Source organism: Synechococcales cyanobacterium CNB (assembly GCA_030263455.1).
Classification (GTDB): Bacteria; Planctomycetota; Phycisphaerae; order Phycisphaerales; family UBA1924; genus CAADGN01.
Genome location: SZOZ01000007.1, coordinates 136,692 through 151,635, shown reverse-complemented (window position 1 = coordinate 151,635; position 14,944 = coordinate 136,692). Strand labels below are relative to the sequence as shown.

General features: G+C 69.8%; 10 protein-coding genes. 9 read left to right on the top strand and 1 reads right to left on the bottom strand.

All coding sequences use genetic code 11. From position 1 onward, the window contains the following. Positions 1-65: 65 nt before the first annotated feature. The 7 genes from FBT69_08535 to FBT69_08505 all read left to right on the top strand — a co-directional run bounded on the left by FBT69_08535 (position 66) and on the right by FBT69_08505 (position 8,161). The gene (locus FBT69_08535; protein MDL1904838.1) at positions 66-758 is read left to right on the top strand and encodes a prepilin-type N-terminal cleavage/methylation domain-containing protein; all 693 of its coding nucleotides are present in this window, start codon (positions 66-68) and stop codon (positions 756-758) included. An 11-nt stretch (positions 759-769) separates the two neighbouring features. Continuing rightward, positions 770-1,213: a hypothetical protein gene (locus tag FBT69_08530; protein MDL1904837.1), complete on the top strand. Its 444-nt coding sequence runs from the start codon at positions 770-772 to the stop codon at positions 1,211-1,213. Positions 1,214-1,242: 29 nt separating this feature from the next. Beyond that, positions 1,243-2,214: a hypothetical protein gene (locus FBT69_08525; GenBank protein MDL1904836.1), complete on the top strand. Its 972-nt coding sequence runs from the start codon at positions 1,243-1,245 to the stop codon at positions 2,212-2,214. Next, a complete protein-coding gene (locus FBT69_08520) occupies positions 2,211-2,687 on the top strand; it encodes a hypothetical protein (protein ID MDL1904835.1) in 477 nt (158 codons plus the stop codon). Before FBT69_08525 ends, FBT69_08520 begins: the two co-directional genes overlap by 4 nt. A gap of 9 nt (positions 2,688-2,696) precedes the next feature. Next, a complete protein-coding gene (locus FBT69_08515; GenBank protein ID MDL1904834.1) occupies positions 2,697-3,470 on the top strand; it encodes a pyridoxine 5'-phosphate synthase in 774 nt (257 codons plus the stop codon). Next, on the top strand, positions 3,451-5,073 hold the full coding sequence (locus tag FBT69_08510; protein ID MDL1904833.1) for a bifunctional folylpolyglutamate synthase/dihydrofolate synthase: 1,623 nt from the start codon (positions 3,451-3,453) through the stop codon (positions 5,071-5,073). The genes FBT69_08515 and FBT69_08510 overlap by 20 nt, the downstream gene beginning before the upstream one ends. A gap of 181 nt (positions 5,074-5,254) precedes the next feature. After that, entirely contained in the window at positions 5,255-8,161 is a 2,907-nt protein-coding gene (locus FBT69_08505) for a leucine--tRNA ligase (protein ID MDL1904832.1), read from the top strand. A 62-nt stretch (positions 8,162-8,223) separates the two neighbouring features. Here the strand turns inward: FBT69_08505 and FBT69_08500 are convergent, their stop codons facing one another. Then, positions 8,224-11,514 (bottom strand): ATP-dependent helicase, encoded by a 3,291-nt coding sequence (locus FBT69_08500; protein ID MDL1904831.1) that lies wholly within the window; start codon positions 11,512-11,514, stop codon positions 8,224-8,226. 45 nt (positions 11,515-11,559) lie between these two features. On the opposite strand from FBT69_08500, the gene FBT69_08495 reads away from it, so the two are divergent. Continuing rightward, the gene (locus FBT69_08495; protein MDL1904830.1) at positions 11,560-13,179 is read left to right on the top strand and encodes an extracellular solute-binding protein; all 1,620 of its coding nucleotides are present in this window, start codon (positions 11,560-11,562) and stop codon (positions 13,177-13,179) included. 111 nt (positions 13,180-13,290) lie between these two features. Next, on the top strand, positions 13,291-14,841 hold the full coding sequence (pyk, locus tag FBT69_08490) for a pyruvate kinase (GenBank protein ID MDL1904829.1): 1,551 nt from the start codon (positions 13,291-13,293) through the stop codon (positions 14,839-14,841). The last annotated feature ends 103 nt before the right edge of the window (positions 14,842-14,944 follow it).

Sequence of the window (14,944 nt, the reverse complement as noted above, 5' to 3'; positions counted from 1 at the left end):
GACGACCGCCAGAAATCGTCACGATGGGTTGACGGGGGGGGGGGGTCGCGTGGTATACTGGCCCCATGCGGCCGACCCGGACCAGCCCGGTTCGTGCACGAGGCCTTGCCTTTCGGCGCGGCTTCTCCCTCCCCGAACTCGTTGTTGTCCTCGGCGTGCTGACGATCCTGGTCGGCCTGCTGCTGCCGTCGGTTCGACAGACCTGGCACCAGGGGCGTCTGACCTCCCTGCTCGGCGAGATCCAGCAGCAGGCGGCCCTGGTCGAGATGTACGGCAACGAGCACAACGACCTGTACCCATTCGCGGCGTTCGACACCGTCGGCGCGTGCTCCGCCAAATGGTACGAGACGCTCAAGCGGGAGGGCATGATCGACGACCGTGCGGCGGAGCGAGCCTCCGTCTTCCAACTCTCGCTCTGCATGGTCTACGACGCGCGCCGCATGGAGCCGGGCAATACGCCCGACCAGAACGTGTGGGATGAGTCGCCGGTGCCCGTGTATCGCCGCCAGACGCGCCTGCCGGCCTCCAAGGGGATGCTCGGCTGGTTCTTCACCTGGTCGAAGCGCAGCAACTCGCCGCCGCGCTGGTGCTGTCTTCCGGACAGTTCGCCCGGCCCCGTCGCCATGGCCGACGGGAGCGCGCTGATCGGCCGGTGGATGGACTTTCTGCCCGGCGGCGAGTTCGTGTACGACGATGTCAGCAACATCGGGTTCCCCGTGATGACCACGTGGTACGGCGTCGAAGGACGCGACCGATAGGAGCAAGCACCATGAAGCGCGAAATCGGAACCATCTGGAAGCGAGTCACATTCGCCGCTGCGCTCACTGCAATCGTCGCGACAGCGCTCTCGCAGCCGCAGCAGCCCTGCTACAGGCCCAAGACGCCGCTCGGGTGCGACGATTGCGGTTCGGAGGAGATGATCTACTGCGAACGGGGATGCGAGTCTGGTACCCCGGGCAAAGATGGGTCTGGAGCCAGTCTCAAGACGTACTACTGCTATACATACGGAGAGGGCGACTCCGCTTCGTGGCCGTGTGACGACCCGAACAACCCCGTGCCGAGTGGATGGAGCATGACATTGTGCGGCCCAGACCCCTGGGGCATGTGCTGCATCGTGCGCGATGGCTCCGCTTCGGATACAACGTTCTACACAACCGGGTTCAATGGGTGCGAGGTCGGCAACCCCTGCGGGAGCGGCGGTGGGGAGTCGTGACCCGGAGTACGTGATTCGGGGGAGGTCAGATGGACAACGTGTCGTCAACCCGATACTCGAAGAACATGCTTCGTCTCGCGCTCGTGACGATGGTGCTGACGATCACTCGGGATGCGCTCGCTCAGGCCGCGCCGGACGAGTTGCGCTCGTGGCTGAAGGAGCGGATCGCCACGCGCGGCGCCGTCCACTTCGTCGCCGACTCGGACGGCTCGGACCACGTGCGCATGTCCGGGTACGACGCGGCGACCGGCGCGTGGTACCACGCCTCGGGCGGGCGTGTCTGGGGAGTGGATGCCAACGGCGTGATGTTCGCAAACACGAGGCGAAACGGGCGCGTCCAGCGCTGGGAGGGCAGCCCGCGCGAAGTCCACGACACGCTGGTCGAGCGGACGTTTCCCGACCTCACGCTCCGCTTCATCGAGGCAAACGCGGAGCACGCCACCAAGATCGAGCGCGCCCGCGACGGCGGCTGGAGCGTCACGTTCCGATTCCCCCTCGGCAACCGCCAGATGTTCGATTGGAACCCGGGCGGCGACTTCGTCCCCGACCGCAAGCCGCTGGTCTACCACATCAACGGCGAGGGACGCCTCACGGCGGTTGAGTTTGCAGCGACGGGAAACACCTACGCCTACGAGTACGTCGAGGACGACACCCTCCCCTTCGGCGTCGTCAGGCGGTACGGAAAGAACTGGGGCTGGACGCCCTCCGACATCCGGCTCGCAGGGCCGAACCCGGCCGATGAGTTCAGCATGAGCGCGGTCGTCGAGCGAGCAGAGCGCGCCGGCGCGCTGGACCACGGGGTCCGCTGGTCCGTCGCTTCCACCTCCAACACGTCGAACGTCTCACCGGCGAACACCGGCTCCGAAGACGCCGCCGCGTCACGCCGTCCCGCTCCGCCATTTCCCGAGGCTCCCAGGCGCTCGTCGTTCGACTGGCCGCTCATCGGCGTGGGCGTGGTCTTCGTCGCCGTCGGCATCTACGCGTGGGTGCGCCGGCGATGACGGCGCGGCGGCTCGCGGGCGAAACGTGGCGGCGCCTCGCCGTCGCCGTGCTGCTCGCCGAGGCGGCCCTCTTCCTGTACACGGGCTTCGTCAAACTCATAAACCCGGACGGGTTCGCCTCCGTCCTGTCGTCGCACGGGCTTGTGCCCGACACATTGACGCCGCCGGCCGCCTGGGCGGTGATCGGTGTCGAACTCGGCGCGGCGATCGCCGCGCTCCTGTGGCTGATGGCGGGGCGAGCGCCCGCGCGTGCCGCGATGGCTCTCGCCGCACTCTTCGGCCTCTTCGGCGTCTACGCGCTCCTCCTCACGCTCCGCCCGCCGCCCGTCCCTGCGCCGTGCGGATGCGGCGTGCTCGCGTCTTCGAACGTCGAGGACTGGACCGGGATCGCCGCTCGCAATCTGGCGTTCGCCGTGTTCACGGCGTTGCTGGGGCGTCCGCTCCGGGGCCGGCCCGCGCTCGCGCCGGCGTAGACTGCGCGCATGATCCAACTCGGCGTCAACATCGACCACGTCGCCACCGTCCGGCAGGCACGCTACCGCGGCGTGCCGCCCGAGCAGGGCGAGCCGGACCCGGTCCGCGCGGCCCACGAGGCCGAACTCGGCGGGGCCGACGGCATCACCATGCACCTGCGCGAGGACCGCCGCCACATCCAGGACCGCGACGTCGAACTCCTGCGCCGCCTCGTCGCGGTGAAGGTCAACCTCGAGATGGCGGCCACGGACGAGATGGTTGAGATCGCCCGGGGGATCCGCCCCGACACCGCCATGCTCGTCCCCGAGGGGCGCACCGAGGTCACGACCGAGGGCGGGCTGGACGTGGCGGGGCAGTCGGCCCGGATGAAGGAGGTCGTCGCGCGGCTGCGCGGCGCGGGGATGCTGGTGTCTGCCTTCATCGACGCGGACGACCGGCAGGTGGACGCCGCGGCGGCGGCCGGGTTCGACGTGTGCGAGGTGCATACCGGGCCGTATGCGCACGCCTTCGCGGAGTGCGGGGGCGACTTTCGGCGCGGCTTGCTGCGTTCGGAGCTCGAGCGTGTGGCGCACGCGGGCGCGCGCATCCGGCACGCCGGGATGCGGTTCAACGCCGGGCACGCGTTGAACTACGTGAACGTGGGGCCGATCGCCGCGCTCCCGGGAGTGGAGGAGTTGCACATCGGGCACGCGATCGTGAGCCGGGCGGTCTTTGTGGGCTTGCGGGAGGCGGTGCGTGAGATGAAGGCGGTGATGGCGCTTCATGCGGTCCGATCGGGGTGAGCGTGCTTCGTCCCGGCGGGCGGCGTTTGGCTGCAAGTCCTTGCGGCGCCGCGGAAAGCGATCGCGCCGGGCGAAGTGTGAAGATCGCGCTTCGACGGGGGGGTTGTGCGGCTTAGAATCTGCCGCTATGCCCCGAACCTCCAGCGCCGCCGGGAAAGCCCCGGGGCGATCGTCCGGACAGTCGGCCGCGTCCGTGAAAGCCCGCATCCGCCGCCCGAAGCGGTTCGCGAGCTACCAGACCGCGCTGAAGTACCTGAACGAGAGCGTGAACGTCGAGCGGATGCGTCCTGCGAACGTGGACCGCGGTGTCTTTCGCCTGGACCGCATGCGCGCGATGATGGAGGCGCTGGGCAATCCTGAGCGTGACGTTCGGTGCGTTCACGTCGCGGGGAGCAAGGGCAAAGGCTCGACGGCCGAGATGCTCGCGTCGTGTCTCTCCTCGTGCGGCTACACGACCGGCATCTACACCAGCCCGCACCTGACGGACGTGCGTGAGCGTGTTCGGATCAACAACCAGTGGATCGACGAGGACGAGTTCACGGGCGCGCTGGGCGCGGCGGCGGCGGCGGCGGAGGCGGTCGAGGCGAGGCACGGTCGGGCAACGTACTTCGAACTCCTGACCGCGCTGGCGCTGCGGTTCTTCGCGGAGCGTGCGGTGGACGCGGCCGTGCTCGAGGTCGGGCTGGGCGGTCGGCTCGACTCGACGAACGTGGTGACGCCCGAGGTGTGCATCCTGACGGCGATCCAGCTCGAGCACACGCGGCTGCTCGGCTCGACGCTGGCGGAGATCGCGCGCGAGAAGGCGGGCATCATGAAGCCCGGGGTGACGGCGATTACCTTCCCGCAGAGCGACGAGGTGATGGGCGTCTTCCGCGAGGAGGCGGAGCGAATCGGCGCGCCGCTGCGAGTTCTCGGCAAGGAGATCGATTTTTCCTACCGTCTCGAGGCGACGCCGGAACTCGGCCCGCACGCGAGGGTCTGCCTGTCCTCGCCGCGGACGACGTACGAGCACTTGGCGGTGCCGCTGAAGGGCGAGCATCAGGCGCTGAACTGCGGCTTGGCGCTCGCGGCGCTGGACCACCTGCGTGACCGGGGGTTCGACACGCCGGAGCGCCAGGTGGCGCTGGGTCTGGCGGCGACGCCCGCGAACGGGCGGCTTGAGCAGGTGTGGTCCTCCCCGCGCATCCTGATCGACGGTGCGCACACGCCGGACAGCCTGCACGCGCTGGTGCGGGCGATCGGGACGCACGTTCGCTACGACTCGATGGTGATGATCTTCGGGTGCGCATCGGACAAGAACGTGGACGGGATGCTGGCGAGGATCGGGCTCGGTGCGGACAAGATCATCTTTACGCGGTCGTCCGACAACCCCCGGGCCTGCGACCCCGCGGAGTTGCAGCGGCGTTTCGCGGAGAAAAGCCCGAAGATGACGCAGGTGGAGCCTTCGCTGAAGGACGCGATCAACACGGCGTACCGGGCCGTGGGGCGTGACGACCTGATCCTGGTCACCGGCTCGTTCTACCTGGCTGGTGAGGCGAAGCGTCTGCTCGCGGAGGCCGCGGCGAGGCGCAAGCCCGGTCAGCAGGTGGAGGCCAAGGGCTGAGGGAGTCAACAGGGCCTAGAGTCGTCGGCCATGACCGGCGTTTGCACGCCGCTGCCGCTCCGACTTTCGCACCGCCCGGTGGGTTGATGCGTCGTGGGCATGGCGCGATCCCTCGGGGCCTCGCCGTTGTCGGGGCTTTCGTTGTTTTTGGAGTACGCTTCACGTCCCGCGAGCGATGCCGATGAGCGCCGATCAACCGAGCCGGAATGCCGACCCATCCGTCCCGCCGCACCGCTATACGGCCGCGCTCGCGGATGCGATCGAGACTCGGTGGCAGCGGCGCTGGGAGGGGGAAGGGGCGTTCCGCCAGCCGAACCCCGGCGAGGCGGGGTTCGACGCCTCGCGTCGCAAGTTCTACTGCCTCGACATGTTTCCGTATCCTTCCGGCGCGGGGCTGCACGTCGGTCACCCGGAGGGGTACACGGCGACGGACATAGTGTGTCGTTACCGGCGGATGCGCGGCTACAACGTGCTGCACCCGATGGGATGGGATGCGTTCGGACTGCCGGCGGAGCAGTACGCGATCCAGACGGGGGTTCACCCCGCCGTCACGACGCGCCGTGCGATCGACAACTTCCGTCGGCAGTTGAAGCGGTTCGGGTTCTGCTACGACTGGTCTCGAGAGTTCGGTACGATCGACGAGGACTACTACCGCTGGACGCAGTGGGTCTTCCTTCGCATCTACGAGTCCTGGTACGACACGGAGCGGGGGCGCGCCAGGCCGATCGACGAACTCGTGCGTGAGTTCGAGTCGGGCGAGCGTGCGCCGCGGCTGAATCCGAACGCTGCGGAGTACGCCGGCGCGGGCGACATCGGCTCTGACAAGCCGGTGATGTCGTGGGCGGAGATGCACGACGACACGCGGCGCATGATCGTCGATTCCTACCGCCTCGCGTACGTGGGCGTGCAGACGGTGAACTGGTGCCCGAGGCTCGGCACCGCGCTGGCCAACGAGGAGGTGATCGACGGGCGCAGCGAGCGGGGGGGATTCCCCGTCTTCCGCAAGCCGCTTCGGCAGTGGATGTTCCGCATCACGGCCTACGCCGAGCGTCTGTTGCGCGGGCTGGAGAGCGTGGACTGGCCCGAGAGCACGCGCACGCAGCAGGCCGAGTGGATCGGTCGATCGGAAGGGGCGGAGGTCGAGTTCCCGATCCTGGGCAGGGAGGGGGATCGGACGGGCGAGTCCCTGCGTGTCTTCACGACCCGCCCGGACACGATCTTCGGGGCGACGTACATGGTGGTCGCGCCCGAGCACCCGCTGGTGGACGCTGCACTCGACTACCCAGGCGCGGAGACGGACGTCGACGCTCTGCGCGGCTACGTGCTGGCGGCGCGCAATCGCTCGGACGTCGAGCGCCAGGAGAGCAGGGAGAAGACGGGCGTCTTCACGGGGGTTTACGCGATCAACCCTGCGACAGGCGGGCGCATCCCGGTCTGGACGGCGGACTACGTGCTGATGGGGTACGGCACGGGCGCGATCATGGCGGTGCCCGGCCAGGACCAGCGCGACTGGGACTTTGCACGGGCATTCGGGCTGCCGATCGTGCGGACCGTGCAGCCCCCCCCCGGTTTCGGCGACGGGCCGTACCTCGGGGACGGGCCGGCGATCAACTCGGGCTTCCTGGACGGCCTGTGCATCGCGGAGGCGAAGCAGCGCATCATCGCGTGGCTGGAGGAGAGGGGCGTCGGGCGAAGGCGAGTGAACTACCGTCTGCGCGACTGGCTGTTCAGCCGGCAGCGTTACTGGGGCGAGCCGTTCCCGATCGTGTGGGACGAGCGGGGCCGGCACCACGCGGTGGCGGACGATGCGCTGCCCGTTCGTCTGCCGGAGCTTGCGGACTACCAGCCGATCGAGAGCGACGAGCCGGTGCCGCTGCTCGCCAAGGCGACCGCCTGGCTTCGCACGACGGCTGGCGAGGCGGGCGTGCGTGGGCTTCCGCCGGATGCGCCGGTGACGCGTGAGACGAACACGATGCCGGGCTGGGCCGGCTCGTGCTGGTACTACCTGCGTTACTGCGACCCGCACAACGCGGATCGCTTCGTGGGCGAGGCGGCGGAGCGGTACTGGATGAAAGGGAGAACAGCGGAGGGGCGGTACCGCGGCGGAGAGGATGGAGCCGGCGGCGTCGATCTCTACATCGGCGGCGCGGAGCACGCGGTGCTGCACCTGCTCTACGCGCGCTTCTGGCATAAGGTGCTGTTCGACCTCGGCCTGGTATCGACCGATGAGCCTTTTGCCAGGCTCTTCCACCAGGGGCTGATCCTGAGCCACGCCTACCAGCGTGAGGACAAGACGCTCGTTCCCGTGGACGAGGTCGAGGAGCGGGGCGAGGGGGTGTTCGTTGAGCGGGCGTCGGGCAGGCCGGTGGCGCAGATTGTCGCGAAGATGTCCAAGAGCCTGCGCAACGTGATCAACCCGGACGACGTGATTGCGGAGTACGGGGCGGATACGTTCCGGCTGTACGAGATGTACATGGGACCGCTGGAGGCCGCCAAGCCATGGAACCCTCGCGACATCACGGGCCTGTTCCGCTTTCTGCAGCGCGCGTGGCGGCTCATCATCGACGAGGAGACCGGTGAGCCGCGGCTGGTCGGCGACGCCGATGCGGGCGGGACGCAAGACCCGGCGGTCGAGAAACTCCTGCACCGCACGGTCGCGAAGGTCGGGGCGGACGTCGAGCGTCTGGCGTTCAACACCGCCATCGCTGCGATGATCGAGTTCGTGAACTCGGCGACGACCGCGTGCGGGCTGACGCGGAGCCAGGCCGACCGTTTCGCGCGTGTGCTTGCGCCGTTCGCGCCGCACCTGGCGGAGGAGTTGTGGAGCCGCCTTGGGGGACGGGGGTTCGTCTCGCACGCGTCGTGGCCCGAGTACGACGAGTCGATGCTGCGCGACGACGAGGTGGAGATCGCGGTGCAGATCGCGGGCAAGGTGCGGGCGAAGGTGATCGTTCCCGCCGACGCGGACGCGGCGCGCATCGAGTCGATCGCGCTCGCGGACGCGAAGGTGCGTGAGGCGATCGCCGGCCGCGCCGTGCGCAAGGTGATCGTCGTTCCGGGCCGACTCGTGAACGTGGTCGTGGGGTGAGCCGGACCGCGTGAAGCCGTTGCGCGGAGCGGGGGGCGCGGGGTCGGCCGCGGGGGCGATGGTCACTCAAGCCCCAGGATTTCGCACGTGCCGTCGCAGTTCTTGCCGCGCGGGTAGTCGCCCGCGAGCACGGCCCGGACGACCTCGTCGATCACCCCGCGCACGGCGCCCAGGTCCAGGTCCGCCAGCGCGACGGCCGCACGTTCGCCGGTGCGGAGGAGCCAGTACTCCGCCGTTCCGGCCGCGCCGGGGTAGAGCTGCCGCACGGCCATGGCGTAGATGCCCAGTTGCAGGTCGTCCGTGTCCGGTACCGTGAGCCGCTTCGACGGGTATCCCGACTTGTAGTCCACGATGCGGACCCCCCCCTCGACGCGATCGATCCGGTCGATCTTCGCGGCCAGGCGGTGCTCCGCGCCGGAGGCGGTGTAGGGCATCGTCACGAGCCGTTCGACTTCGAGCACCTCGACGGTCGGCTCGTGCAGGCGGTCGTAGGCGGTTCGCAGCAGGGCGAGCGTTTCGTCCAGTGCGCCAGCGTCCGCGCGTTCTCCCGGCGCGAGCGACCCGAAGTACGCTCGCCTTCCGAACTCGAGCAGGTCGGCCTGTCCCGGGCGCGCCGTGCCCTCCGCGTCGGCGTCCCGCCACCGCGCGTAGAACCGTTCCAGCGCGAGGTGCACGCACTTCCCGGAGGTCGCTCTTTCGCGCCCCTCTTCGGGCAGGTTCAGCACATGCTTGACGAAGAAGCACCGCGGGCAGCGCTGATAGTCGTGCACGAAGGTGTAGCTCAGGGAGAGCGGGGGGCGCATGGGGCGCAGTTCGATCGGACCTTCTGGAAGCGGGGCGGTCGCCCGCGCGCCCGCCAGGCGTGCCGCCGCGCGTCGCGCGCGCTCCGACTCGTGCACCACCCACTCGGGCGCGGAGCCGGTGCGCTGGGCGTGCGCGGCGATGGCGACCAAGGCGGCGGCTTCGCGCAGGCGTGCGGCGGCCTCCGCCAGTTCTTCGGAGGTCACTCCCGGTCGGTCCATGGTGTCCAGCGCACCGGCCGCATCGAGCCGTGCCGCGCGCCGCAGGGCCGCGGCTTCGTCGCGCCGGCGGGCCGCCTCGGCGAACTCGGGCGCCTCTCTGTCCAGCGCGGTGCGAGCGAAGGCGCCCACGCCGTGCTCGGCGGCGCGCGCCAGGACGTCCGCGGCGTCGTGTATCACGATCAGGGCCGGGGAGCCGTGCTGCAACTCCTGGAAGTAGTGGGTGCTCCTGCTCCGTGTCTTCGTGCGCTTCGAGAGCAGCACGAGACGCCGCCGCGCCCGCGTGCAGGCGACGTAGAAGAGCCGCCGTTCCTCGGCCTTGGCGCGTTCCTTCGCCGACCGTCTGTCGTCGTGGTCGTCGAGCAGGCCGGGCGGCAGTTCCAGCCACTCATCGCCGCCCGTTTTCGGGAACCCGTGCTGGGGGTTCACGCGAGCGACGAAGACCTCGTCGAACTCCAGCCCCTTGGTCGAGTGCGCGGTCAGCACCTGAACGGCGTCCTCCTGCTCCTCCTCGTCCTCGCTCCGATCGACCCTGTCCCATCCTGTCGTCTCGAACCCTCGGTCGCGCTGGTTCAAGTCCTGGTAGTACGACAGGAACGACGCGAGGTCTCCCGGCGCGTCCAGCCTTGCTTGGACGGTCCGCGCGAAGCGCAGCGCGGCGACGAGGCACGACACGCGGCGCGCCCGCTCGCGTGCCGGGAGGAGGTCTGCGTGGGCCAGGTCGCAGCGGGTCACGATCCTGTAGATTGCCGATGCGGCCGAGGCGGATCCCGCGAACTGGGCGAGTTCCCGGGCGGCTTCGACGAACCGCGTGATGCCCGGATCGTCCGGTCCGTTCGCGGCGAGCCACTCGACGTACGCTGGGGGGGGGTCTCCATCTCCCATGTCCGCGCGGCTTGCGCGGCCGCGGAAGAGCGCCTCGGCGGCCACGACGGCTTCTCGTCCGGCGCTGAAGGGCGGCCGCACGAGCAGGCGCCGGGCCGCCCACGACGCCGAAGGGTTCACCAGCAACTCCACCCACGCCAGCAGATCCTTCACGCCCTCGTCGTCGGCAGCCCTGCCCTCGCGGCGCTGCTGGAAGGGGACGCCCTCGATGTGCAGGGCGGCCGCGACCCTGTCGAGGTCGAGATTTGAGCGCGCGAGCACGGCGAACTCTCGCCAAGTTCTGGAGGGTTGTGCCGCCTTCGCCGCCGCGATCATGGAGGCGATCACGTCCGCGCCCTGGGAGTCGTCCTCCAGGAGCACGCCTTCGACGCCGGACCCTGCGGGCGTGGGCGCGTCGCGCCTTGTCTCGGGCAGTTCGATCACCTTGTCCGGTGCGAAGCGTTCCTCGGCGAGCGAGATGACGGCGTTCGCGGCCTCGATCACCGGGCGTTCCGACCTGTAGTTGACGGTCAGTTCGACCGTGCGCGCCCCGGACCACAGGGACGCGAATCGCTGGAAGGCCCGGTCGTCCGCCCCGCGGAAGCCGTAGATGGCCTGGTCGTCGTCGCCGACGACGGCGAGGTCGGGGTTGGATTCGGGCGGGGCGAGAAGCCTGAGCAACTCGACCTGCGCGCGGTTCACGTCCTGAAACTCGTCCACGACGACGTGCCGGCACTCATCGCGCAGAATCGCGGCCGCCCGCCCTCCCCCGAGCAGCAACTCCGCGGGCATGGCGATCAGGTCCGCGAAGGTCACCCAGCAGCGATCTCGGCACGCGGCCTCGAAGAGGGAGAACAGCCGCGCGTGCCCTGCGAACATGGCCTGCGCCTCGCGTTCCGCGGCTGCCTCGCGTTCATCCACGACCGGCGTCCCGTCGGAACGCTCGCTTCGCGCGGTCCGCTCCGCCCATGCCTGCGCGAACGCCATGCATCGTGCCGGCGTCAGCCCGGCGTTGCGGAAGGCCTCGAAATGCCGCTCGGCTTCCTCGATCAGGGCCTCGTACCCGCGCCCGATGGCCTGCCCGTACACCCGATGCTCGGCGATCAGCGCCCGCATCAGGCGTCGCTGCTGGGCCGAGTCGATCAACTCCGGCTCGCGCCACAGGCCGAGCAGGTCTGGGAATCGCCGCACCACGCGGTGCCCGAACCCGTGGAACGTGTGCGCCCGCACGCGGTCCGCCACGCCCGCGCCGACCAGGCCGGTGAGTCGCTCGCGCAGCTCGTCGGCGGCCTTGACCGTGTAGGTCACGGCCAGCACCGACTCCGGCTCGGCCCCGCGTGCGTCGATCAGGTGGGCGATGCGGTGGACGATCACCCGCGTCTTGCCCGTTCCCGGCCCCGCGAGGACGATCAGGGGACCGCCCTCGTGCTCCACCGCCGCCCGCTGCGCCTCGTTCAGTTCTTCGAGCATCGCGGCCCGAGTCTACCGCCTCGCCGCGGACCCTACACTCACGCCATGGCGCTCGGCCGCGCGATGATCGTTCTCGCCCTGGCGGCCATCCTCGGCGTGCCGCTGGTCCTCGGCGCGCGCCGCGAGGCACCCCCCCCCGGCGACGACGCACTCACCCTGATCGTCATCACGCCGCACGTCCGCCAGATTCAGCGGGAGTTCGCGGATGCGTTCGACCGCTGGCATCGGCGCACCCACGGCCGCGCCGTCCGGATCGACTACCGGCGTCCGGGGGGCACCTCCGAGATTCTGAAGCAACTGCAGGCCCAGTTCAACGCCGCGCTCGCGTCGGGCCGGTACGGCGTCACTGCCGAAGGCCGGGTCGTGCTGCACCCGGGCGCGGTGACCTTCGATGTCATGTTCGGCGGGGGCTCGTACGACCACTCGCGGCTCAAGGCCGGTGACGGGGTCTCGATCACGCTACCCGGCGGGAGCGTGCCCGTCGCCGTATCCATGTCCGCGCCGGCGGGGTTCGACCGGGGCACGCTCGACGCGTGGTACGGGGAGAACGCCATCGGCTCCGGGCATCTCTACGACCCCGATCAGTACTGGCTGGGCACCGCGCTCTCCTCCTTCGGCATCGTCTACAACCGGGATACGGTCGGGCGACTGCTCGGGCGGCGCGACCTCGAAACCTTTGACGACCTCGGGGACCCGCGTCTTGCCGGATGGATCGCCCTGGCCGACCCGAGGCAGTCCGGCTCGATCACCACGACCTTCGACGCGATTCTCTCGCGCTACGGGTGGGATGAGGGCTGGCGTCTGCTGCGCGCCATGTGCGGCAACACCCGCTACTTCACGAACTCCTCGACCAAGCCTCCGATCGACGTGAGCCAGGGTGAGGCGGCCGCGGGGCTGGCCATCGACTTCTACGGCCGGACGCAGGCGCAGGTGGTGACACGAGCGGGTGAGACTCCGGAGACCTCGCGTGTCGGCTACACCGATCCGCCTGGCGCCGTGTATGTTGACGCGGACCCCGTTTCCATTCTGAACGGCGCGCCCAGCCCCGACCTGGCCCGCCGCTTCGTCGAGTTCTGTCTCACCGATGAGGGGCAGGCCCTCTGGAACTTCCACGCGACGAGCGTGCCCGCCGGCGCCTCCAACCCGCCCGGCCCCGATTCGCGCCCGCTCGGCCCGACGATGCATGAGCTGCGCCGGATGCCGGCCCGCCGCGACTTCTACGAGCGCTACGGCGACTACCTGATCGACAGGGTGAACCCGTTCGAGATCGCCTCGACGACGCCGAGCGCGGGGTGGCGCGGCGCGATCGGGCTGATGATGGGGGCGTTCGCCGTGGACAATCTTGCCGACATCCGCGGCGCATGGAGCGCCGTACATCGCGCGCATGAGAGCGGCGCGCCAGCCGACACGCTCGCCGAGATGGAGCGCCTCTTTTACGCCTTTCCCGAGCCGGAGCAGGTCTCGCGCCTGTGGCGGTCTCTCTTCGGCGAGGCGGAGCCGGGCTGCCCCGGCGATGCTCTCCTCCCCTTCACGCCCGAGAACTACCGCGCGGTTCGCGGCTCGTGGCGTGATCCGGCCGTCCTCGCGCGCCTGCGGATTGTTTATACGAGTGCGTTCCGCGAGAACTATCGCGCGATCCTCCGCATGGCCGAAGAACAGCACTGAACAACCCGTGCTACGGGACCGCATCCAGACCTCTCTGCGCCCTTCGCCCTCCTCGCGCCGTTCGCGTTCCTGTTCATTCCTACTCTGTGCCGTGATGCAAGGAACTCGCCGATGCCCCACGAGGTCGAGAGCAGGCCGACGCTGACCAAGATCATCGCCACGCTCGGGCCGGCGTCCGAGTCGCCCGAGATGGTCCGCGCGCTTGTCGAATCCGGGGCGAGCGTATTCCGTCTGAACTTCTCCCACGGCTCGTTCGACGATCACCTGCGGCGTCTGCGCGCCGTGCGCGCCGTCTCGGAGACGGTGGGGCTTCCCCTGGCCGTCTTCGGCGACCTGCCCGGGCCGAAGATCCGCGTCGGTCGCGTTCCTGCGACGGGCGTGGTCCTGCACGCCGGGGTGGACGCGGTCATTCGCAGTGACCTGGAGGAGGCCCGCTACGAGTCCGACCGCGATGGGCAGCGCACCGTGCTGCTGCCGTGCTCGTATCAACCGCTCGCGCGCGAGGTTGAGGTGGGCCATCGGGTTCTGATCAACGACGGGGCGATCCGGATGTTGGCGGTCGAGGCGGACCCTCGGGGCCAGTGGTTGCGATGCCGTGTGACGGTGGGGGGCCTGGTCACGACGGGGAAGGGGATCAACCTTCCCGACTCCGACCTCTCCGCCCCCGCCCTCACCGACCGCGATCTCGCGTGCGTTGAGTGGGCGGTCGAGCACGGGCTGGACTTCCTCGCGCTCTCCTTCGTTCGCCGCGCCGACGACGTGCTGGACCTGAAGCGTCGCCTCGGGGGCATGTGCCCCGCGTGCAAGACGGAGCCTGGGGACGAGCAGGGGGCTGCGATCCCCGTGATCGCCAAGGTTGAGAAGCCGCAGGCGGTGGAAGCCATCGACGCGATCGCAGACGCCGCGGACGCGATCATGGTGGCACGGGGCGATCTGGGCGTCGAGATGGACCTTGTTCGCGTGCCGGTCGTGCAGAAGCGGATCGTCGCGGCGGCGGCGGAATGGGGCAAGCCGTGCATCGTTGCGACGCAGATGCTCGAGACGATGATCGAGAACGCGACGCCGACCCGTGCCGAGGCGTCGGACGTTGCGAACGCGATTTTCGACGGCGCGGGGTGCCTGATGCTCTCCGGGGAGACGGCGGTCGGGAAGCGGCCCGACCTCGCGGTGGACACGATGCGTCGCATCGCGCTGGAGGCGGAGCGCCACCTGGCCGCGCTCCCGCAGCGTGCCGACCCGCCGCGGCGGCTGGTGGAGCAGCGTTACCGCACGGCGGCGCTGGCGCACGGCGCGTGGCACGTGGCTCACGATTGCGGAGCGGAACTCGTCGTGTGCTGGTCGCAGGCGGGGGGCACCGCCCGCTACCTCTCGCAGAACGAGTTCTCCATTCCCATCGTCGCGTACTCCTCCAGTCTCCGAGCGACGCGCCGCATGGCGCTTCTTCGGGGCGTCACGCCGGTGTGCTCGCCGCCCCCCCCCTCGGGCCGGCTCGCGGACTGGAACGCCCAGGTGGACCGCGACCTGCTCGCCCGCGGCTGGGCGGTCCGGGGGACGCCGGTGGTCCTCCTCGCCGGCAAGCCCCTGGGTTGCGCCAAGGCCACGAACACCATCGCCTTCCACCGTGTCGGCGACCAGGGTGGTTTCCTCGGCCACGATGCCTGAATCGGCCCTGGCGCACCGCCAGTCCGGGCGGGCGTTCGGCGGTCCCGCTTCGGTCACATCCGCTCGCAACCGCCTCCTTCTCGGCGTTGTTACAATGGCGCCA

Bases quoted from the DNA above. Each gene is read 5' to 3' on its own strand.
- FBT69_08515 (MDL1904834.1), top strand. From the start codon at position 2,697: ATGATCCAACTCGGCGTCAACATCGACCACGTCGCCACCGTCCGGCAG.
- pyk (MDL1904829.1), top strand. From the start codon at position 13,291: ATGCCCCACGAGGTCGAGAGCAGGCCGACGCTGACCAAGATCATCGCC.
- FBT69_08500 (MDL1904831.1), bottom strand. From the start codon at position 11,514: ATGCTCGAAGAACTGAACGAGGCGCAGCGGGCGGCGGTGGAGCACGAG.
- FBT69_08505 (MDL1904832.1), top strand. From the start codon at position 5,255: ATGAGCGCCGATCAACCGAGCCGGAATGCCGACCCATCCGTCCCGCCG.
- FBT69_08525 (MDL1904836.1), top strand. From the start codon at position 1,243: ATGGACAACGTGTCGTCAACCCGATACTCGAAGAACATGCTTCGTCTC.
- FBT69_08510 (MDL1904833.1), top strand. From the start codon at position 3,451: ATGCGGTCCGATCGGGGTGAGCGTGCTTCGTCCCGGCGGGCGGCGTTT.
- FBT69_08535 (MDL1904838.1), top strand. From the start codon at position 66: ATGCGGCCGACCCGGACCAGCCCGGTTCGTGCACGAGGCCTTGCCTTT.
- FBT69_08495 (MDL1904830.1), top strand. From the start codon at position 11,560: ATGGCGCTCGGCCGCGCGATGATCGTTCTCGCCCTGGCGGCCATCCTC.
- FBT69_08520 (MDL1904835.1), top strand. From the start codon at position 2,211: ATGACGGCGCGGCGGCTCGCGGGCGAAACGTGGCGGCGCCTCGCCGTC.
- FBT69_08530 (MDL1904837.1), top strand. From the start codon at position 770: ATGAAGCGCGAAATCGGAACCATCTGGAAGCGAGTCACATTCGCCGCT.